Origin of the sequence: Sphingomonas sp. (assembly GCF_019635455.1) — a bacterium.
In the GTDB taxonomy this organism is placed as follows: Bacteria; Pseudomonadota; Alphaproteobacteria; order Sphingomonadales; family Sphingomonadaceae; genus Sphingomonas.
Map to the genome: position 1 here is coordinate 19272 of NZ_JAHBZJ010000009.1, position 20343 is coordinate 39614.

The window sequence follows — 20343 nt, forward strand, 5'->3', positions numbered from 1 at the left end:
TGGTTTCGATCGTCACTGAGTATGCTCCTGCGCATAGGCCGCCGCGGCGCCGTACAGGCCGGGCTCGGGATAGGTGATGAGTTTGACCGGGATCGAGGCCATCAGCTGCTGAAACCGGCCCTTTGCGACGAAACGCTGGGCAAAGCCGGAGCCGAGCAGATGGTCCCTCAGCCGCAGGCCAAGGCCGCCGGCGATCACCACCCCGGTCGGGCCGTGCGCGAGGGCGAGGTCGCCCGCGACGGCGCCGAGGCTGAGGCAGAAGCGGTCGAGCGCGGCGACCGCCAGGCTGTCCTTCCCCTCCAGCGCGAGCGTCCAGATTTCCCGGTCGCTGCGGCTGCCCACCGGCTTGCCTTCGAGCGCGGCGAGGGTTTCATAGATCGGAACGATGCCCGGACCGGCGACGATCCGCTCGGCCGAAACGCGGGTATAGGTCGTGCGCAGCCGCTTGACGATCGCATCCTCGATCCCGTCGAGCGGGGCGAAGTCCATATGGCCGCCCTCGGTCGAGATGACGTGATATGCGCCCTTTGGCGCGCGGAATACCTGTGCGACGCCAAGCCCGGTCCCGGGGCCGCAGATGGTGATCGCCCCCTTTTCGGGAAGCGGCTTTTCGGGGCCGCACAGATGGACGAACTCGCTGTCGGGAAGCTGCGCGACGGCATGGCCGACCGCGCCGAAGTCGTTGATGAGCGAGTAGCTGTCCACCTCGAGCCGCTCGTGAATCAGCGGCGGCCGGATGATCCACGGATTGTTGGTCAGCTTGATCAGCTCGTCGTTGATCGGTGAGGCGATGGCGATCGCCGCGGCGCGCGGCATCGGCCGGTCGAACGCGCGGGCCGATGCCTGCCAGGCCAGCTGGAAGCTGCCATGTTCGGCGGTCTTTTGCGTGACCGGCTCGCCGATGCTGACGACACGGCCCCCCTCCACCTCGGCAATGGCGAAGCGCGCATGGGTTCCGCCGATATCGACTGCGACGACTTCCATTTTCTCTCCAGCCTTCCCTGTTCTCAGAATCCGGCGGCGGCAAGCATCGCCGAACCGCCGGCCTCGGCCTCGCTCGCGCCGGCGCGCATCATGGCGAAAAGTTCGCGGCCGACACCCATTTCGGGCGGCGGTGGCGCCGCCTGTTCACGCGCGTCCCATTCGGCGGCATCGACCCGTGCCGACAGTTCGCCGCGTTCGGCGCAGACGCGCACGACATCGCCGTCGCGCAGCTTGCCGATCGGCCCGCCGCCCAGCGCTTCGGGCGAGAGGTGGATGGCCGCCGGCACCTTGCCGCTCGCCCCCGACATGCGGCCGTCGGTGACGAGCGCGACGCGAAACCCGCGATTCTGGAGCACGCCGAGCGGCGGCGTCAGCTTGTGGAGTTCGGGCATGCCGTTGGCGCGTGGCCCCTGAAACCGCACGACGACGACGACGTCGCGATCCAGTTCGCCGGCCTTGAACGCATCCTGCACCGATTGCTGGTCGTTGAAGACGCGGCATGGCGCTTCGATCGTCCATCGGTCGCGCTCGACTGCCGACACCTTGATGCAGGCGCGGCCGAGATTGCCGGAGAGGATGCGAAAGCCGCCCTCAGGCGAGAAGGGGGCATCGATCGTGCGCAGGATCGTATCGTCGCCGCTGGACGCATCATGGTCCTGCCAGACCAGCATGTCGTCGGCGATGACGGGACGGCGCGTATAGGCGTCGAGGCTGTCGCCGACCACGGTGACCGTGTCGCGATGCAGGATCCCGCCCTTCAGCAGTTCGCGGATCACGAAGGTGGGACCGCCCGCATCCTCGAACCCGTTCACGTCGGCCGAACCGTTGGGATAGACGCGGGCGAGCAGCGGGACGGCGCGCGAAAGGCGGTCGAAATCGTCCCAGTCGATCCGGATACCGGCGCAGCGCGCGATGGCGGGCAGGTGGATCAGGTGGTTGGTCGATCCGCCGGTGGCCAGAAGCACGATCGCCGCATTGACGATCGCGCGTTCGTCGATGACCTCACCGATCGGCCGGTAATCGTCGCCCTTCCAGCCGATCTGCGGCAGCCGCTGGACGGCGGCGCGGGTGAGTTCCTGGCGCAGTTTCGTGCCGGGATTGGCAAAGGCGGCGCCCGGCATATGCAGGCCCATCGCCTCGACCATCATCTGGTTCGAATTGGCGGTGCCGTAAAAGGTGCAGGTCCCCTTGCCGTGATAGGCTGCGATTTCGGAATCAAGCAGTTCCTCGCGGCTCGCCTTGCCTTCGGCATAGAGTTCGCGGACACGCGCCTTTTCCTTGTTGGGGATGCCGGTGCGCATCGGGCCGCCGGGGATCAGCACCATCGGCAGATGCCCGAAGCGCAGCGCCCCCATCAACAGGCCCGGCACGATCTTGTCGCAGATGCCGAGCAGGGCCGCGCCCTCGAAGGTGTTGTGACTGAGCGCGACGGCGGTCGAGAGCGCGATCGTGTCGCGGCTGAACAGGGACAGCTCCATGCCCGCATAGCCCTGGGTCACGCCATCGCACATCGCGGGGACGCCGCCGGCCACCTGTGCCGTGGCACCGGCCTCCAGCGCCCAGACCTTCATCTGTTCGGGATAGCGGTAATAGGGCGCGTGCGCCGAGAGCATGTCGTTATAGGCGGTGACGATGCCGATGTTCATGGCGGTCGCCGGTTTCAACGCGTCGCGCTGTTCATCGGTGCCGGCATAGGCATGGGCGAGGTTCGCACAGCCCAGGCGCGGCCGGCCGATGCCGGTTTCGCGCTGTCGCCGCATCAGATCGAGATAGGCGGCACGCGATTCGCGTGAGCGTTCGATGACGCGATCGGTGACCGCGGCGATTTCGGGGTGGATCGACATCGCGACTATGCCAGCCAGTGGATATCGACCGGCAGCTCGGTGTCGGCGAGCACCCGGCCGATCGGATAGGGGGACGAAGGCCCCTGGGCGATCGCCTGTTCAAGGACCTTGCGCTTTTCCGCGCCGCTGATCGCGATCATCAGCGCCTTTGCCGAGGCGATGGCCCCGCCGGACAGCGTCACGCGCGCGACGGGCGCCTCCGGCGGCAGCGGGTCGGGCATCACGCCCAGCGCGCGGCGCTCCTTCGGCCCATTCAGCGCCTCATCAAGATCGGGTCCGGGAAAGATCGAGGCGGTGTGGCCATCGCTGCCCATGCCGAGCAGGACGAGGTCGAGCGGCCAGTGAAAGTCGGTAAGGCGGGCATCGGCGGCGCGGCCGACCGCCTTGTAATCCTCGGCCTTCTCGCTGACGAGCGGGATGACGCGCGCGCCCTTTGGAATGAAGGTTTTGCCCAGGCCGGTGACATTCGACATCGGATCGCCCAGCGGCACGATGCGATCGTCGGTCGGGACGATCGTGACGCGTTTCCAGTCGATCTTTGCGGCGGCAAGCTGCGCATAGACCGGGGCGGGGGTCTTGCCACCGGCCAGCGCGATCACCGCGCCGCCGCGCGCATCGATCGCGCTGTCGATGATGAAGGCGATGTCGCCGGCCAGCGCATCGCACCATTCTTCCGACTCTTCATATTCCCACCATTCGATTTCTTCGGCCATGTCTCTCTCCAGTGGGAAATCAGTGATCGTGGCGGCACATCGTTCCGCTCACTCGTTCCAGGTGACGCCATCCCGCTCCGTCAGGGCGATGGCGGCCGAGGGTCCCCATGTACCCGAGGCATAGGGTTTGGGCTTCACGTCCGCCGCCTGCCAGCCATCGCGGATGGCGTCGATCCAGGCCCATTGCGCCTCCACCTCGTCGCGGCGCACGAACAAGGTGGGATCGCCCTCCAGCAGATCAAGCAGCAGCCGCTCATAGGCGATGCGCCGCCGCGTGCCGGCGAATTCGGTGTCGAGGCTCAGGTTCAATGGCACCTCGCGCAGCCGCACGCCCTCCCGGTCCAGCCCCGGTTCCTTCGCCATCACCAGCAGGCGGACATATTCCTCTGGCTGGATGCGGATGATGAGCGTGTTCGACTGAAGCACGCCGCCGCGTTCGGCGAAAATCGAATGGGGAACCGGCTTGAACTGGACGACGATCTCGCTGCGCCGCTCGGTCATCCGCTTGCCGGTGCGCAGGTAGAAGGGAACACCCTGCCAGCGCCAGTTGTCGACATGCGCCTTGATCGCGACGAAGGTTTCGGTGCGCGATTCCTTTTCCAGCTCCTCGGCATAGCCGGCGACGATCTTGCCGTTCGACGCGCCGCCCGCATATTGGCCGGTCACGGTCAGGCCGGCGGCCTCCGCACCGGCGATCGGGCGGAGCGAGCGCAGCACCTTCACCTTCTCGTCCCGGATGGCGGTGCCGTCGAACCGCGCGGGCGGCTCCATCGCGATCAGGGCGAGCAGCTGGAGGATATGGTTTTGAACCATATCGCGCAGCGCGCCGACATCGTCATAATAGCCCGCGCGCCCCTCCAGCCCCACGGTTTCGGAAACCGTGATCTGGACATGGTCGATGCCCGCCGCGTTCCACACCGGTTCGAACAGCGAATTGCCGAAGCGCAGCGCGAGGATGTTCTGCACCGTCTCCTTGCCGAGATAGTGGTCGATGCGGAAGGTGCGCTCCTCGGGAAAGACCGAGGCGACGGCGTCGTTGATCTCCCGGCTGGAGGGGAGGTCGAAGCCGAGCGGCTTTTCCAGCCCGATGCGCACATTCGCTCCCGCCAGCCCCGCAGAGGCGAGGCCACGGATCGTCGGCTCGAACAGTTTGGGCGCGGTGGACAGAAAGATCGCAAGGCCGCCGGAAATGTCGCCGATCTTGGCCGCGAGCTCGTCAAACCCTTCGAGCGTCGAGGCGTCGAGCGCCTGATATTGCAGCCGGCCGAGAAAACCGGCGATGGTATCGCTGTCCTTGCGATCGGCCGGCAGGAAGGTTTCGAGCGCGGTGGCGGCAAAATCGCGGAAGCCGTCATCTGACAGCGTTGACCGCGCGGTGCCGGTGATCGTCAGCCCGTCGGGCAGGAGTCCGTCCGCGTGCAGCCCGTAGAGCGACGGCAGCAGCATGCGCTGCGCCAGGTCGCCGGTCGCGCCGAACAGCAGCAATTTGCCGAAAGGCTGTCGCATGGATCCTCCCTTTGCCTTGCGCGTCGCCCTAGCAGCCGTTCGACGGCTTGCGAAGCGCGCATACCTATAAGCGGCTAAAGAACGAGACCTGCGGTCGGGTCCAGCCCGGCCATGATGTTGAGGTTCTGCACCGCCGCGCCGGCCGCGCCCTTGCCCAGATTGTCGAGCGTGGCGATCAGCCGGACCTGGCCGTGATCGGCATTGCCGAACACGCGGATCGACAGCCGGTCGGTGGCCGCATCCTCTTCCAGTCGCACCAGGCCGGTCCCTTCGGTCGGCAGCACCCGGACGATCGGCGAATCGCGATAGGCGTCGGCGAGCGCCTGCTCGATCTGCGTGGGCGACGGCTTGCGGGGCAGCGCGTGAAGCGGCAGCGGAACCTCGATCAGCATTCCGCGATACGCGTTGGCGACCGCAGGCTGAAAGATCGGCGGATGTTCGATGCGCGCGTGCTTCTGCATCTCTGGCAGGTGCTTGTGATCGAGCGTCAGGCCATAGGCGCGAAAGCCGGTCTTTTCCGCTCCGTCCTCGAACTCGGCGATCATCGACTTGCCGCCGCCGGAATAGCCCGACGCGCCGCTCGCCGTCAGCGGCCAGTTCGCGGGGATCAGTCCGGCGCGGACCAGCGGGCGGACCAGCGCGAGGAATCCGGTCGGCCAGCAGCCGGGATTGGCGACGCGCGGCGCCTCCGCGATCAGGCCCGCTTGCGCGGGTTCGAGTTCGGGAAAACCATAGGTCCATCCTTCGGCCACGCGATGCGCGGTCGATGCGTCGATGATCCGGGTCATCGAATTGGTGACCAGCCCCACCGCCTCACGCGCGGCGTCGTCGGGCAGGCAAAGGATGACGAATTGCGCCGAATTGAGCGCCTGTGCGCGCTTCTTCGCGCTCTTACGGTCCGAATCGGCGAGCGTGATGAGGTCGATTTCCGGGCGCCCCGCAAGCCGCTCGCGGATTTCCAGTCCGGTGGTGCCGGCCGCGCCATCGATGAATACCGATACGCTCATTGCGCGGCCTTCAGGCAATTGGCGTCCACATAGCCGACAAGACCTGCCGCCGGCGCGCGGCCCCAGGCGTAACCGGCCGAGAGTTCAAGCACCTCGAACAGGTCGCCCGATCCCAGGCTGGTCAGGATTTCGGCATTGTCGGCGCGCGATTCGACCAGCGGGGTCGCGGTCGTCACGATCCAGGTCAGCGGGGCTGCATAATGCGGTGCGAACACGCGATCGGCCAGGCGCACATCGGCCAGGTCACGGCGCGCGGCGTCAGTTCGCGGATCGATATGCACCGAGCGCCCGGTGAGCGCGAATCGGCTACGCGTGCTCCCTGACGGGTTGTCCGGCGTGGCCGTCGCCGGTGACGAATTGCCCGAATTCTGCAAGAAAGTCCGCCCCTTCCGGTGTTCGTGCGACGAAGATGTTTCGCTTGTCGGTTTCGTCGCGCTGGCGGCGCAGATAGCCGAGTGCGCCCAGCCTGTTCAAGGCGCGCGTGACCACGGGCTTGGAGACGTTGAGCGCGCGGGCCAGACCGCGCACCGTATGTGGCCCGACGTCCAGATAGACGAGCAACATCAGCGCCATCTGTCGGTTGGTCAGATCGGGTTCGCCCGATCGGACATAGTCGATCAGGGTGTTTTTCCACTGGAATAGCGATTTTTCGCTCATCGCGTTCATCGCGCCACACTCGCTGCTTCTGTTACACACCCGCAAGAAGCCGGGCTTTCAGCCGCATTAACGCCCCGATAGCCAACGGGTTTCAGCGCGGGCGCGAAATGTTCCGTTTCTGTGACGATCGCAAATCCCATCGGCGGTTGATCGCGGGCGCTCCGGTGACTATGTGGCCGCTTTCCCGCGAAAGACCGACATGCTGTTCACCTTCCTCCTCGTCGTCCATGCCATCATCGCCGCGCTGCTGGTGACGGTGATCCTCATGCAGCGTTCGGAAGGGGGCGGACTGACCAGCGGCGGCAGCCCGTCCGGCCTGATGTCGGCGCGCGGCGCGGCGAATTTCCTGACCCGCGCGACCGCGGTTCTGGCGACCCTGTTCGTGGCGATGAGCATCGCGCTCGCGGTGCTGGCGGCGACGCGGGGCAGCGACGCGATCGATACCAGCCGCGCGGCCGCCCCGGCGCAGACCGCACCGGCGACCGGCCCGGCTCCCGCCGCACAGCCGACCGGTGTGCCGGCGGCACCGGCGGACAACAGCGCCGTCCCGCTCGCCAAGTAAGCGGGTTTCAAACGCAACTTTTTTGGCGGCGCCCGGAGTCGGGCGCTTGCCCCCATTCGTGCTTAGGGGCTAGCGGGTGATTCCCATGACGCGGTACATTTTCATCACCGGCGGCGTGGTTTCCTCGCTCGGAAAAGGCCTGATGGCGGCAAGCCTCGCGGCGCTGTTGCAGGCGCGGGGCTATACGGTCCGCATCCGCAAGTTCGACCCCTATCTGAACGTCGATCCCGGAACCATGTCGCCCTATCAGCATGGCGAGGTCTATGTGACCGACGACGGTGCGGAGACCGATCTGGACCTGGGCCATTACGAGCGGTTCACCGGCGTCGCGTCGCGCCAGTCGGACAATGTCACGTCGGGCCGGATCTACAAGACGATCATCGAGCGCGAGCGGCGCGGCGACTATCTGGGCGCCACCGTCCAGGTCATTCCGCACGTCACCGACGCGATCAAGGATTTCGCACAGGCGGAGACCGAGGACCTGGATTTCGTGCTGTGCGAGATCGGCGGGACCGTCGGCGATATCGAATCGCTGCCGTTCATCGAGGCGATCCGACAGCTCAAGAACGAACTGGGTCGCGGTCGCTCGATCAGCGTTCATGTGACGCTGGTGCCGTATATCTCTGCGGCGGGCGAACTGAAGACCAAGCCGACGCAGCACAGCGTGCGGGAACTGGCGTCGCTGGGGGTCCAGCCCGACGTTCTGGTATGCCGTGCCGAAAAGCCGCTGCCGGCGGGCGAGCGGGCGAAGATCGCGCAGTTCTGCAACGTGCCGGCCAGCGCGGTCATCCCCGCGCTCGATGCGAAAAGCATCTATGCGGTGCCGCTGCAATATCATGCCGAAGGGCTCGACAGCGAAGTGCTCCGTGCGTTCGGCATCGAACCGGGACCCAACCCCGACCTGTCGCGCTGGACCGAGATCACCGACCGGCTGTTCAACCCCGAGGGTGAGGTGACCGTGGGCGTGGTCGGCAAATATGTCGGCCTGCCGGACGCGTACAAGTCGCTCAACGAGGCGCTGGTCCATGGCGGCATCGCCAACAAGGTGAAGGTGAATATCCGCTGGATCGACGCCGAATTGTTCGAAGGCGATGAGGCGGAGATCGCGGCGAAGCTGGAGCCGTGCCACGCGATCCTGGTCCCCGGCGCGTTCGGATCGCGCGGGGCGGAAGGGAAGATCGCCAGCGTGCGCTTCGCGCGTGAACGCAACGTCCCCTATTTCGGCATCTGCTTCGGCATGCAGATGGCGTGTATCGAGGGCGCCCGGAACCAGGCGGGAATTGCCGGCGCTTCATCGACCGAGTTCGGGCCGACCGATGAGCCGGTGGTGGGCATCATCACCGAATGGATGAGCGAGGCAGGGATCGAAAAGCGCGAAGAGGGCGGCGATCTGGGCGGCACGATGCGGCTGGGCGCCTATCCCGCGACACTGGCCGGCAATTCGGTCGTCGCGTCGATCTATGGCGCGGACGAGATCAGCGAACGCCACCGGCACCGTTATGAGGTGAATACGGGTTATCGTACCGCGCTCGAATCGAATGGCCTGGTGTTTTCCGGCATGTCGCCCGACGGGATGCTGCCCGAAATCGTCGAACGGCCCGACCATCCGTGGTTCGTGGCGGTGCAGTTCCACCCCGAGCTGAAGTCGAAGCCGTTCGACCCGCATCCGCTGTTCGCGAGCTTCATCGAAGCGGCGGTGCGCCAGTCGCGACTGGTCTGAACATCATCCGAAGCGGGTCCCGGTCGATGGCGGGGCCTGAAAAAACAAATGGGCGCCCGGACTGATCGTCCGGACGCCCCGATCTGGCGGCGCGCAAGGGGGTAGGGGCGCGCCGCTGTGTCCGCCGTGTCGTGTCAGGCGACCGAGCGGTGCTCGATCGCTTCGCTTTCGCCACCGGTGCCGATCGCGATCTTCTTCGGCTTCATCGCCTCGGGAACCTCGCGCACGAGTTCGATGACCAGCAGGCCATCGGTCAGGTTCGCGCCATCGACGCGGACGAAATCGGCCAGTTCGAACCGGCGTTCGAACCCGCGATTGGCGATGCCGAGATGCAACATCTGCGCGACTTCATTGTCCTGCGCCTCGGCCTTCTTGCCGGCGACCAGCAACAGATTCTGCTGCGCGGTGATCTCGATCTCGTCGGACTTGAAACCGGCGACGGCGATCGTGATCCGATAGCGATCGTCGGAAATCCGCTCGAGGTTGAAGGGGGGGTAATTCTCGCCGCTCGACTGGCGCGCGGTCGCTTCGAGCATGTCGAAGAGCCGGTCGAAACCGATAGTGGAACGGCGGAAAGGGGTAAGATCGATCTGACGCATGTGGATATCCTCCAATGAGCAATTTCAACGTCCTGTCGGCATCCGGATGGCCCGCAATGCCGGTTCTGCATGGCCCCGAAGGCGCCGTGCATCGTTGATTTGGGAAGCAATGCGGCAGTTTCAAGAGCGACGATCGACGCGGCGTTTGAACATAAAGCATACCAAAGCAATGGGAATAGAAATGCTTTGTCGGTAAATCCTACTCAATTGGTGGAAATAAGGCGGCAGAATCACCTCGGGGGGACTTACGCATGACACCGCATCTGATCGCACTTCTGGTCGCCAGTGCCGGGGGCAATGCCGATCCGGCTCAGGAAACGCCGCCCGTCGCCACCGCCGAACATCCACGCTCCGTCCCGGGGGACAGCGCACGCACCGTGGATGACGTTCAGCGCGCCACGGCGGCATCCGACATCGTCGTGACCGCGCGCCGGCGCGACGAACAGGCACAGGACGTGCCGATCGCCATCTCCGTGGTCGGTGTGAAGGAACTGGACGGCAGCGGCAGTTTCAACGTCGCGCGGCTGACCCAGCTGCAACCGACGCTGCAATTCTTTTCGACCAATCCGCGCAATTCGTCGGTCAATATCCGTGGCCTGGGCGCGCCGCTGGGCCTGACCAATGACGGGATCGAACAGGGCGTCGGCATCTATATCGATCAGGTCTATATGAGCCGGGTCGCCATCGCGACGCTCGACTTCCTCGATGTCCAGCAGATCGAAACGCTGCGCGGGCCGCAGGGAACGCTCTATGGCAAGAACACGGTCGCCGGCGCGATCGGCATCACCAGCAAGCCGCCGAGCTTCGCCTTTCAGGGCCGTGCCGAGGCGAGTTTCGGCAATCTCGATTTCGCCCAGTTCAAGGGGTCGTTGACCGGACCGCTGAGCGATAACGTCGCCGCGCGACTGGGCGTGGCGGTGACCAGCCGGCGCGGCACGATCCATGATGTGGCGACGGGCGACGACGTGAATTCGCAGGACAATCTGGGGCTTCGCGGTGCGATTCTGTGGCGCGCGGGCGATAGGATCGACCTGACGCTGGCTGCGGATTACAGCCGGCAGGATCCGAAGTGCTGCGCACAGACATTCGTGCGCGTCGGCGCGACGCAACGTCCGCTCAACCGCCAGTTCGATGCGCTTGCCGCGGCACAGGGCTATGAACCGCCCAGCCGCGACCCCTTTGATCGGGTGACCGACCTGGATGCCGAATTGCGCGCCCGCAACGTGCTCGGCGGCACGTCCCTGCGGGCCGAGGCGGAGTTGGGGGGCGGCAAGCTGACCTCGGTCACCGCCTGGCGGTTCTGGGACTGGCTGCCGGCGAACGATCGCGACTTCACCGGCCTGCCGATCACGACGCTGTCGCAAAACCCCACCCGGCAGGATCAGTTCACCCAGGAGGTCCGCTATGCCGGGCAGGCCAGCGGGTTTGACTATGTCGCCGGCATCTTTGGCTTTTACCAGAACATCCACACCACCGGCACGCAGCGTCAGGGACCGGCGGCCAGCAAATGGCTGTTGGCGCCGAGCGACCCCTTGTCGAACGATCCCGGCGTGCTCGACGGGCTGACCGCTGTGAACGACATCCGCCTGCGCAATTTCAGCGGCGCCCTGTTCGGCAAGTTCAACTGGAATGTGAGCGATCGCGTGACGCTTTCGCCCGGACTGCGGCTTAATTACGACGACAAGGTCGGCGATTATTCGAGCGTGGTGCGCGACGGCCAGGGCGTGCTGGTGCCGACCACCGGCGGCACCGACCGACAGGCGGCGCAGCGCGGCGTGCTGCGCCCGCAATCCTTCTCCGGCGAGGCGTATCGTGCGTGGAACCTGTCCTATGACGTCACCGCGTCGGTCAGGGCGGCACGTGATGTACTGCTCTACGCCACCTATGCCCACAGCTTCAAATCGGGCGGGTTGAACCTCAACGGCCTGCCGGCGGCGAACGGCGTGCTGCAATCGCAACTGGCGCAGGTCGCCCCGGAAAAGGTGGACCATTATGAGCTCGGCGCGAAAACCCAGTTCTGGGACCGCAGGGTGACGCTGAACCTCGCCGCCTTCTGGACCGAAATCCATGACTATCAGGCGGTGGTCAACAACAGCTCCACCTCGACGCTGCGCGGCTATCTGGCGAATGCGCCACGGGTCCGCGTGCGCGGGATCGAGGGAGATTTTTCGATCCGGCCCAGCGCGCGGTTGAACCTCTATGCCAATGGCGCATGGACCGACGGCCGATATATCGACTTCCCCAACGCGCCATGTCCTCCCGAATTGTCGGGCGGATCCGCCAGCCCGGCAAGCTGTGACATTTCGGGGCAGTGGTTGCCCGGAATCTCACGCGTCGCCATCTCTTATGGCGGCGAGGCGAATGCGCCGGTTCGCCTGGCCGGACATGCGGGAGAAGCCTATCTGGGGATCGACGCGAGTACGCGGAGCAGGTTTTCGTCCAGCGCCTCGCGGTCGATCTACACCGATGTCGCCGGGTACACGCTGCTGAACCTGCGGGCCGGGTTTCGCACCGATGCCGGGTTCAACCTCTTCGCCTGGCTGCGCAACGCGCTCGACGCGCGCTATTTCGACGTGCTGGCGACCACGCCGGGCAATACCGGCCTGATCGCCGGCAATGTCGGCGATCCGCGCACCTATGGCGTGACGCTCGGCTTCGGTTTCTGAACGGGGCGCCGCGTGGAGACACGCGGTGGGGGGAGGGGGCCGTCATCGCTCCCGCGGTTTCCTCCCCCGGCACATGCTCGCCCGGGCAGGCGGTAGGGGACGAATAACGGGCGCGGCATGGCCCGAAACGGCAAACGCCCGGGCCGTTGCCGACCCGGGCGCCTGCGTGACGATGCCTCGTCAGCCCCCTTGTGGCCACTTCGCCCGCGCGCCCTCTGTCAAGAGCGGGGCAGAAGAGCCTCCCCGAACCACGGCCATTGCCATTGCTTCGTGGGGATGTTGCTAGGCGGTGGGTCGCGGCTTGTCACGGGTGGATGGCGCGATAGTCGCACTTTGCATTCATCCTGTGTTTATTCGGCAACAGGGCGGATTGCGCCGTGCGCCCCGCCGCCCTAACAGGCGTGACATATGTTGCTTTCCCGATATGAGCGGATGATCGCGCGCCGTTACCTGCTTCCGGGCAGGGGAGAGGCGTTCATCTTTCTGGTCGCGTCGATCAGCCTGATCGCGGTGATGCTGGGCGTCGCCGCGCTGGTGATCGTGATGAGCGTGATGAACGGATTTCGCGCCGAGCTGTTCGACAAGATCACCGGACTGAACGGTCACGCCGTGATTCAGGGCTATAACGGGCAGCTTCGCAACTGGCGCGAAATCGCGGCGGAAGCGCGAAAGACCACCGGCGTCACCAGCGCGACGCCGCTGATCGAACAGCCGCTGATGGCGAGTTTCGACGGGCGGGTCGAGGGCGTGCTGGTGCGCGGCATGACGGTCGCCGACATTCGCGCCAATCCGACACTCAACAAGAATGTCGTGATCGGCGACATGAAGCAGCTGACCGCCGGGTGCGAATGCATCGCGATCGGATCGCGCCTGGCGACCGCGCTGGGCGCGACGCTGGGCAGCAACGTCTCGTTGATCAGTCCCCAGGGGCTGACCAGTCCGTTCGGCACGGTTCCGCGCATCGTGTCATATCGCGTCGCCGCGGTGTTCGAGATCGGCGTCTATGATTACGACAAGGCGTTCGTGCTGATGCCGATGGAGGATGCGCAGACGCTGTTGCTGATGGGCGATTCGGTGGGAATGATCGAACTGGACACCGTCAATCCGGACAAGGTGGGCGAGATTCTCGCCCCGCTGGCCGACAAGGTGGCGGCGAGTGGCCAGTTGACCGACTGGCGCACGCTCAACGCGACCCTGTTCGAGGCGCTGGCGGTGGATCGGCTGGTCACCTTCACCGTGCTGTCGATCCTGATCCTTGTCGCGGTGTTCAACATCCTGTCCTCGCTCATCATGCTGGTGCGGGCGAAGACGCGCGACATCGCGATTTTGCGCACGATGGGGGCGACACGGGCGGGACTCATCAGGATTTTCGTGACCGTCGGCACGGTGATCGGGTCGCTGGGGATCGTCGCGGGGCTGATCCTGGGCTTCGTCCTGCTCTATTTCCGACAGGGGGTGCTGAGCGGCATCGGCTTCCTGACCGGGCAGCAGATCTGGGATCCGTCGATGCGTTACCTCACCGAATTGCCGGCGAAGACCGATCCGCTGGAAGTCGCCGGTATCGCCCTGATGGCGCTGGTGTTCAGTTTCCTCGCGACGCTGTATCCCGCCTTCAAGGCGGCGAGCACCGATCCGGTGCAGGTGCTGCGCTATGAGTGAGCCGGTCCTCGAAACGCGCGGGCTGGAGCGCGCATTCACTCAGGGCGAGGCGACGATTCACGTTCTGCGCGGCGTCGATCTGACCGTGGAGCAGGGGGAAATCGTCGCGCTGCTCGGCCCGTCGGGATCGGGAAAATCGACGCTGCTCCAGGCGGTCGGCCTGTTGGAGGGCGGGTTCGGCGGATCGATCCGGATCGCCGGGACCGAGGTGGGCAAGCTGGAAAGCCATGAACGCACGCTCACCCGTCGCGACCGGCTGGGCTTCGTGTACCAGTTTCACCACCTCCTCCCCGATTTCGATGCGGTCGAGAATGTCGAGCTGCCACAGCTGATCCAGGGGGCGACCTATGCCGATGCGCGCGAACGTTCGCGCGCGCTGCTCACCGCGCTTGGCCTGGCCGAACGGCTGACCCACCGGCCGAGCCAGCTGTCGGGCGGCGAGCAGCAGAGGGTGGCGGTCGCGCGCGCGCTGGCCAACCGGCCGGCGCTGGTGCTGGCCGACGAACCCACCGGCAATCTGGACGAAGCGACGTCAGAGGTCGTGCTGGCGGAATTTCTGCGGCTGGTGCGTGGCGAGGGCGCGGCGGCACTGATCGCCACGCATAACGAGCGGCTGGCGGCGAAGATGGATCGCATCGTGCGGCTGCATGAAGGCGTGCTGAGCTGAAAAGGACATGGGTATGCGCGCGATCACCGAAATCCCCGTCACCACCGCGCAAGGCGTGCAGACCGACCTGTCGGACCAGGCGGGCAAAGTGCTGCTGATCGTCAATGTCGCGTCCAAATGCGGCTTCACCCCGCAATATGAGGGGCTGGAGGCGCTCCATCGTACCTATGCCGATCGCGGGTTCGAAGTGCTCGGCTTTCCCTGCAACCAGTTTGGCGGGCAGGAGCCGGGCAATGCGGAGGAGATCGCGAATTTCTGTTCGCTGACCTATGACGTCACCTTTCCGGTCTATGGAAAGATCGACGTGAACGGGGCGGACGCCGCGCCGCTCTACGGTTATCTCAAGAGCGCGGCCCCGGGCCTGTTCGGGACCGAGGGGATCAAGTGGAACTTCACCAAGTTCCTGATCGACCGTGACGGCAATGTCGTCGAACGCTACGCCCCCCAGACCAAGCCCGAGGATCTGAAGGCGGATATCGAAAAGCTGCTATAGACCTTCGCCACCGCGCGGCGGTCCGCCCCGCGCGACGATTAGCTGTGGAAAACCCGACCAGCCGCTTTGACCCCCGCCGGATCGCGAACCTATAGTCGGCGGATGCCCCATTCCGGCTTCGTCCCGCTGCGCGTCTTTTCCGCCTACACGATGCTGGAGGGCGCGATCGAGCCGAAGGCGATCGCCGCGCGTGCGCGCGAGCTGGGCTTTCCCGCCGCTGGCCTGTGCGATCGCAACGGCCTGTATGCCGCCATGTCCTATTCGGACGCGGCGAAGAAGGCGGGGGTTCAGCCGGTCATCGGCGCGTTGCTGTGCGTCGAACGCCCCGACATGCCCGACGGGGTCGAGCCGCCGCTCGACTGGCTCGCGCTCTTTGCGCAGGACGAGACCGGCTACAACAATCTGTGCGACCTCGTCTCGATGGCGCATCTCGACCGGCCGATCGAGAAGGATGCGCACGTCCCCTTCGCCGCGCTGGACGGGCGGACCGACGGGCTGATCGCGCTGACCGCCGGTGCGGAGGGCGCGCTGGCGCGGTTGTTCGCCGAAGAGCAGGGGGCGGCGGCGCTGGCCTATGCCGATCGGCTTCAGGCACTGTTCGGCGACCGGCTCTATGTCGAGATCGTCCGCCGGCTGAACCCGGTGGAGGGCGCGGCAGAGGCCAAGCTGCTCGACCTGGCCTATGATCGCGGGCTTCCGCTCGTCGCGACCAATCCGGCCTGCTATGCCGAACCCGATTTCCATGAAGCGCATGACGCGATGCTGTGCATCGCCGGATCCTGCTACGTCGCGAGCGACGAACGTGCGCGATCCTCGCCGGACGCGTGGATGAAATCGGCGACCGAGATGAAGCGGCTGTTCGACGATTTGCCCGAGGCGATCGCCAACACGCTTGTCGTCGCCCAGCGCTGCGCCTTTGCCGCACCCAAGCGCAAGCCGATCCTGCCCAGCCTGGCCGGCGATCGTGAGGGCGAGGCGACCGCACTGCGCGACGACGCGCGCGCGGGGCTGGAGGTGCGGCTGGAAAAGGCGGGAATCACGGACCCGGATCGCCGACAGGCCTATTTCGACCGCCTGGCCTTCGAAACCGACATCATCATCCAGATGGGGTTCCCCGGCTATTTCCTGATCGTCGCGGATTTCATCAAATGGGCGAAGGCGAACGGGATCCCGGTGGGGCCGGGGCGTGGTTCGGGCGCGGGCAGCGTCGTCGCCTGGGCGCTGACGATCACCGATCTCGATCCGCTGGAGCTGGGCCTGCTGTTCGAACGCTTCCTCAATCCCGAGCGCGTTTCGATGCCGGATTTCGACATCGACTTTTGCGAAACCCGGCGCGGCGAGGTGATCCGATACGTCCAGCAGAAATATGGGCGCAACCAGGTTGCCCAGATCATCACCTTTGGAACGATGAAGGCGCGCGCGGTGCTGAAGGACACCGGCCGCGTGTTGCAGATGAGCTATGGCCAGGTCGATCGGCTGGCCAAGCTGGTGCCGAACCACCCGACCGATCCGTGGACGCTGCCGCGCTCGCTCAACGGGGTCAGCGAGTTCAAGGCGGAATATGATGGCGACGAGGGTGTCCGCTACCTGATCGACCTGGCGATGAAGCTGGAAGGGCTGCCGCGCCACAGCTCGACGCACGCCGCCGGCGTGGTGATCGGCGACCGGCCGCTCGCCGAACTGGTGCCGCTCTATCGCGATCCGCGTTCGGACATGCCGGTCACCCAGTTCGACATGAAATATGTCGAGGGCGCGGGGCTGGTGAAGTTCGACTTTCTGGGCCTCAAGACGCTGTCTGTCCTGCAAAAGGCGGTCGAACTGCTGGCCGCGCGCAACATCGACATCGATCTGGCGGCGCTCGGCTGGGACGATCCGGCGGTTTACGAACTGCTCCAGCGCGGCGACACGGTCGGCGTGTTCCAGCTGGAATCGGAAGGGATGCGGCGGACGCTCACCGCCGTGCGACCCACCAATTTCGGCGACATCATCGCGCTCGTCTCGCTGTATCGCCCCGGCCCGATGGACAATATCCCGATGTTCGGGCGGCGCAAGCAGGGGCTGGAGCCGATCGAATATCCCCACCCGCTGCTGGAGGACATCCTCAAGGAAACCTACGGAATCTTCGTCTATCAGGAACAGGTGATGCAGGCCGCACAGATCCTGGCCGGCTATTCGCTGGGCGGCGCCGACCTGCTCAGGCGCGCGATGGGCAAGAAGATCAAGGCGGAGATGGATGCCCAGCGCGCGCTGTTCGTCGAAGGCTGTGCCAGGGTGAACGCGATCCCGGAGGCAAAGGCGAACGAGCTGTTCGATTTGATCGACAAATTCGCGGGCTATGGCTTCAACAAGTCGCACGCCGCCGCCTATGCGCTGCTCGCCTATCATACCGCGTGGCTGAAGGCGCATTATCCGCATGAATTCTACGCCGGATCGATGTGCTTCGAACTTGGCCAGACCGAGAAGCTGGCGGTGTTCGTCGAGGATATGAAGCGGTTGGGGGTCGCGTGCCTTCCGCCCGATATCAACGCGTCCGAGGCCGAATTCTCGGTCGAGGCGGTCGAGGACGGGTTCGCGGTGCGCTACGCGCTCGCCGGGCTGAAGGGCGTCGGTGAACGCGCGATGGAACTGCTGGTCGAGGAGCGGGCGGCGAAGGGGCGGTTCCAGAGCCTCGACGATTTCGCGCGCCGGGTTGATCCGCGCCTGCTGAACAAGCGACAAGTGGAGGCACTGGCCGGGGCAGGCGCGTTCGAAAGCGTCGCCCCGGACCGCGCCGGCGTGTTCGCCGCCGCCGAGACGATCCTGGCGGTGGCGCAGCGCACGCACGAAAACCGCACGAGCGGGCAGGGCGGATTGTTCGGTGAGGCCGAGCCGGTGGGATCGGCGATCCAGCTGCCGAAAAGCGCCAACTGGACGCTGAGCCAGCGGATCGAGGCGGAAAAGGACGCGTTCGGATTTTTCTTTTCGGCGCATCCGCTCGATCGCTACCACCACCTCGCGAAACTTCATTCGGCACGCACGATCGTCAGCCTGGGCGAGATCGAGATCGCGGAGGGCGGCCGCGCCGGCGCGACCGTCGCCGCGCTGATCGAGGATGCGCGCTGGCGCACTTCCGCCCGGGGGCGTCGCTACCTGATGGCGACGCTGTCGGACGCGAGCGGAACGGTGCCATGCACCTGTTTCGATGACCTGACCGCCAAGGAAATGGAGGACGCCGCGCGCGTCGGCGGTTGTGGCATCCTGACGGTCGAACTCGACCGGCGACCCGGCGAGGATACGCCGCGCGTGACCGTCCGAAAGGTCCAGCCGTTCGAGGGGATGGCAAAGGATGTCCGCTTGACGCTGCGAATGGCGATCCGCGATGCCGGGGTGCTGGCGCCCATCGCGAAGCTGTTGGAAGATGCGCGCGGCGGGCGATGCGAGGTCGTGATGGACGCGCCGCTGCCGGGTGGCGGCGAGGCCGAACTGGTGCTTGGCCGCGATTTCCGGCTGGACGGCGAGCTGGTCGCGCGGATCGATGCGTTGCCGGGCGTCGCGCGCGCGGACCTGGAGCCGACGCGCCAGGCGCGGCTGGCGCTCGCGAGCTGATCGCTCGCCTCTTGCTCTCGCGGCTTGGAACCCGCAGGATGGACCCAATCGGCGCGATGGCGCCTGGTTGAGGAGAGGATGATGCTGGGCGCGATGCAGGATTTTGAACTTCGGGTACCCCGCCTCATCGAACATGCCGAACGCGAATATGCGACGCGGGAAATCGTGAGCCGTTGGGCCGATGGTTCGGAAACCCGCACCGACTGGGCCGGGATCGCCCGCGATTCGCGGCGGCTGGCACAGGCACTGGAGCGGCTGGGCATCCGGCCGGGCGATCGCGTCGCGACGATGGCGATGAATCATGCGCGGCATCTGGTGGCCTGGCACGGCACCATCGGCATGGGTGGGATCATCCATACGATCAACCCGCGCCTGTTCGACGATCAGCTCGCCTTTATCGGCAATCATGCCGAGGACCGCGTCCTGATCTATGACCGCGCGTTTCAGCCGATCATCGACCGGCTGAAACCGGAATGGAAGACGATCGAGCATTATATCGTGTTCGATGGCGACGGTCCCGACAGTTTCGAGGCGGTGATCGGTGCCGAGGATGGCGCGTATCGCTGGGTCGAGGGTGACGAGCGCGATCCGTGCATGCTCTGTTACACCAGCGGTACGACCGGCAATCCGAAGGGGGTCTTGTACACCCATCGTTCGTCGGTGATCCACGCCATGGCCGAGCTTCAGCCCGCCGTGTTCGACATCTCGACCCAGTCGGTGGTGCTGCCGGTGGTGCCGATGTTCCACGCGGTCGGGTGGGGCCTGCCGTTCGCGGCGCCGATGTCTGGCGTGAAGCTGGTGATGTCCGCGGTCAACGATGGGGCGGTGCTGTGCGACCTGATGAACCGCGAGAAAGTGACACACACCGCCGGCGTGCCGACGGTATGGTTCGCGATGTTCCAGCATATGGACGCGACCGGCGAAGCGCCGAAATATCTTCAGGTGGTGACGATCGGCGGATCGGCGGCGCCGCGCGCGATGATCGAACGGATCATGAAAATGGGCGCGCGCGTCAATCACGCATGGGGGATGACCGAAACCTCCCCGATCGGGACGATGGGCGCCCCGACCTTTGACTGGGACGAGCTGAGTTTCGAGGAGAAGGTCGACAAGACGGTCTATCAGGGGCGCGCGCCGTTCGGCGTCGAGCTGCGCACGGTGGACGAGGACGGCAGGGTGCTGCCCCGCGATGGCGAGACATCGGGCCGGTTGCAGGTACGTGGGCCGTGGATCATCAAACAGTATTTCAAGGACGAGAGCGGACCCTGCCTGACCGAGGATGGCTGGTTCGACACCGGCGACGTCGCGACCATCCATCCCGATGGCATCATGCAGATCACCGATCGCGCGAAGGATGTCATCAAATCGGGTGGCGAATGGATCAGTTCGGTCGAGCTGGAAAATGCGGCGGTCGGGTGCGACGGGGTCGCCGAAGCGGCGGCGATCGGCATTTTTCACCCCAAATGGGATGAGCGGCCGCTGCTGCTGGTGGTCCGGAAGGCGGGAAGCGACGTCTCCGCCGATCAGGTGCAGGCGCATCTTGCCAAGCATGTCGCCAAATGGTGGCTTCCGGACGAGATCCACTTCGTCGATGAATTGCCCCATACCGCGACCGGCAAGCTGCTCAAGACCGCGCTGCGCGAAAAATATCGCGACTTCGAGTTCGCGGCGGCTTGATCTT

The 20343-nt window shown here is 65.6% G+C and carries 16 protein-coding genes; 8 read left to right on the forward strand and 8 right to left on the reverse strand.

Features of this window, described 5'->3' with window-relative positions:
• Positions 1 to 12 precede the first annotated feature (12 nt).
• From glk to KF783_RS11550, 7 genes are all read right to left on the reverse strand, one after another.
• Positions 13 to 984, reverse strand: coding sequence for a glucokinase (gene glk, locus KF783_RS11520; RefSeq protein ID WP_294079459.1), 972 nt, complete (start codon positions 982 to 984; stop codon positions 13 to 15).
• Positions 985 to 1007: 23 nt separating this feature from the next.
• Positions 1008 to 2828, reverse strand: a complete 1821-nt coding sequence (edd, locus tag KF783_RS11525) for a phosphogluconate dehydratase (RefSeq protein WP_294079461.1) — start codon at positions 2826 to 2828, stop codon at positions 1008 to 1010.
• A gap of 5 nt (positions 2829 to 2833) precedes the next feature.
• Positions 2834 to 3541 (reverse strand): 6-phosphogluconolactonase, encoded by a 708-nt coding sequence (pgl, locus tag KF783_RS11530; protein ID WP_294079463.1) that lies wholly within the window; start codon positions 3539 to 3541, stop codon positions 2834 to 2836.
• Between the two features lie 48 nt (positions 3542 to 3589).
• Positions 3590 to 5047, reverse strand: coding sequence for a glucose-6-phosphate dehydrogenase (zwf, locus tag KF783_RS11535; protein WP_294079465.1), 1458 nt, complete (start codon positions 5045 to 5047; stop codon positions 3590 to 3592).
• A 74-nt stretch (positions 5048 to 5121) separates the two neighbouring features.
• Positions 5122 to 6054, reverse strand: a complete 933-nt coding sequence (gene argC / locus KF783_RS11540; protein WP_294079467.1) for an N-acetyl-gamma-glutamyl-phosphate reductase — start codon at positions 6052 to 6054, stop codon at positions 5122 to 5124.
• Positions 6051 to 6335: an SH3 domain-containing protein gene (locus tag KF783_RS11545; RefSeq protein WP_366511739.1), complete on the reverse strand. Its 285-nt coding sequence runs from the start codon at positions 6333 to 6335 to the stop codon at positions 6051 to 6053. Before KF783_RS11545 ends, argC begins: the two co-directional genes overlap by 4 nt.
• 25 nt (positions 6336 to 6360) lie before the next feature.
• The gene (locus KF783_RS11550) at positions 6361 to 6720 is read right to left on the reverse strand and encodes a MarR family transcriptional regulator (RefSeq protein WP_294079469.1); all 360 of its coding nucleotides are present in this window, start codon (positions 6718 to 6720) and stop codon (positions 6361 to 6363) included.
• Between the two features lie 190 nt (positions 6721 to 6910).
• Between KF783_RS11550 and secG the strand changes: the two genes are divergently transcribed.
• Both secG and KF783_RS11560 read left to right on the forward strand, forming a co-directional pair.
• Complete coding sequence (secG, locus tag KF783_RS11555) at positions 6911 to 7273, forward strand: preprotein translocase subunit SecG (protein WP_294079751.1); 363 nt, start codon at positions 6911 to 6913, stop codon at positions 7271 to 7273.
• Positions 7274 to 7358: 85 nt separating this feature from the next.
• The gene (locus KF783_RS11560) at positions 7359 to 8993 is read left to right on the forward strand and encodes a CTP synthase (RefSeq protein ID WP_294079472.1); all 1635 of its coding nucleotides are present in this window, start codon (positions 7359 to 7361) and stop codon (positions 8991 to 8993) included.
• 134 nt (positions 8994 to 9127) lie between these two features.
• Here KF783_RS11560 and KF783_RS11565 read toward each other — a convergent pair whose 3' ends face one another.
• Entirely contained in the window at positions 9128 to 9592 is a 465-nt protein-coding gene (locus KF783_RS11565) for an Hsp20 family protein (protein ID WP_294079474.1), read from the reverse strand.
• Positions 9593 to 9843: 251 nt separating this feature from the next.
• Here KF783_RS11565 and KF783_RS11570 point away from each other — a divergent pair, with 251 nt between their 5' ends.
• The 6 genes from KF783_RS11570 (at position 9844) to KF783_RS11595 (ending at position 20339) form a co-directional block, all read left to right on the forward strand.
• Positions 9844 to 12258: a TonB-dependent receptor gene (locus KF783_RS11570; RefSeq protein WP_294079476.1), complete on the forward strand. Its 2415-nt coding sequence runs from the start codon at positions 9844 to 9846 to the stop codon at positions 12256 to 12258.
• Positions 12259 to 12666: 408 nt separating this feature from the next.
• Positions 12667 to 13917, forward strand: a complete 1251-nt coding sequence (locus KF783_RS11575) for a lipoprotein-releasing ABC transporter permease subunit (protein WP_294079478.1) — start codon at positions 12667 to 12669, stop codon at positions 13915 to 13917.
• Complete coding sequence (locus KF783_RS11580; protein ID WP_294079479.1) at positions 13910 to 14584, forward strand: ABC transporter ATP-binding protein; 675 nt, start codon at positions 13910 to 13912, stop codon at positions 14582 to 14584. Before KF783_RS11575 ends, KF783_RS11580 begins: the two co-directional genes overlap by 8 nt.
• 13 nt (positions 14585 to 14597) lie before the next feature.
• On the forward strand, positions 14598 to 15077 hold the full coding sequence (locus tag KF783_RS11585; RefSeq protein WP_294079480.1) for a glutathione peroxidase: 480 nt from the start codon (positions 14598 to 14600) through the stop codon (positions 15075 to 15077).
• 102 nt (positions 15078 to 15179) lie between these two features.
• On the forward strand, positions 15180 to 18662 hold the full coding sequence (gene dnaE, locus KF783_RS11590) for a DNA polymerase III subunit alpha (RefSeq protein WP_294079482.1): 3483 nt from the start codon (positions 15180 to 15182) through the stop codon (positions 18660 to 18662).
• An 81-nt stretch (positions 18663 to 18743) separates the two neighbouring features.
• Positions 18744 to 20339, forward strand: a complete 1596-nt coding sequence (locus KF783_RS11595; protein WP_294079484.1) for a long-chain fatty acid--CoA ligase — start codon at positions 18744 to 18746, stop codon at positions 20337 to 20339.
• Positions 20340 to 20343 lie beyond the last annotated feature (4 nt).

Excerpts from the sequence above, each read along its gene's own strand:
- glk (WP_294079459.1), bottom strand. The coding sequence starts at position 984 with ATGGAAGTCGTCGCAGTCGATATCGGCGGAACCCATGCGCGCTTCGCC.
- edd (WP_294079461.1), bottom strand. The coding sequence starts at position 2,828 with ATGTCGATCCACCCCGAAATCGCCGCGGTCACCGATCGCGTCATCGAA.
- pgl (WP_294079463.1), bottom strand. The coding sequence starts at position 3,541 with ATGGCCGAAGAAATCGAATGGTGGGAATATGAAGAGTCGGAAGAATGG.
- zwf (WP_294079465.1), bottom strand. The coding sequence starts at position 5,047 with ATGCGACAGCCTTTCGGCAAATTGCTGCTGTTCGGCGCGACCGGCGAC.
- argC (WP_294079467.1), bottom strand. The coding sequence starts at position 6,054 with ATGAGCGTATCGGTATTCATCGATGGCGCGGCCGGCACCACCGGACTG.
- KF783_RS11550 (WP_294079469.1), bottom strand. The coding sequence starts at position 6,720 with ATGAACGCGATGAGCGAAAAATCGCTATTCCAGTGGAAAAACACCCTG.
- secG (WP_294079751.1), top strand. The coding sequence starts at position 6,911 with ATGCTGTTCACCTTCCTCCTCGTCGTCCATGCCATCATCGCCGCGCTG.
- KF783_RS11560 (WP_294079472.1), top strand. The coding sequence starts at position 7,359 with ATGACGCGGTACATTTTCATCACCGGCGGCGTGGTTTCCTCGCTCGGA.
- KF783_RS11565 (WP_294079474.1), bottom strand. The coding sequence starts at position 9,592 with ATGCGTCAGATCGATCTTACCCCTTTCCGCCGTTCCACTATCGGTTTC.
- KF783_RS11570 (WP_294079476.1), top strand. The coding sequence starts at position 9,844 with ATGACACCGCATCTGATCGCACTTCTGGTCGCCAGTGCCGGGGGCAAT.
- KF783_RS11575 (WP_294079478.1), top strand. The coding sequence starts at position 12,667 with ATGTTGCTTTCCCGATATGAGCGGATGATCGCGCGCCGTTACCTGCTT.
- KF783_RS11580 (WP_294079479.1), top strand. The coding sequence starts at position 13,910 with ATGAGTGAGCCGGTCCTCGAAACGCGCGGGCTGGAGCGCGCATTCACT.
- KF783_RS11585 (WP_294079480.1), top strand. The coding sequence starts at position 14,598 with ATGCGCGCGATCACCGAAATCCCCGTCACCACCGCGCAAGGCGTGCAG.
- dnaE (WP_294079482.1), top strand. The coding sequence starts at position 15,180 with ATGCCCCATTCCGGCTTCGTCCCGCTGCGCGTCTTTTCCGCCTACACG.
- KF783_RS11595 (WP_294079484.1), top strand. The coding sequence starts at position 18,744 with ATGCTGGGCGCGATGCAGGATTTTGAACTTCGGGTACCCCGCCTCATC.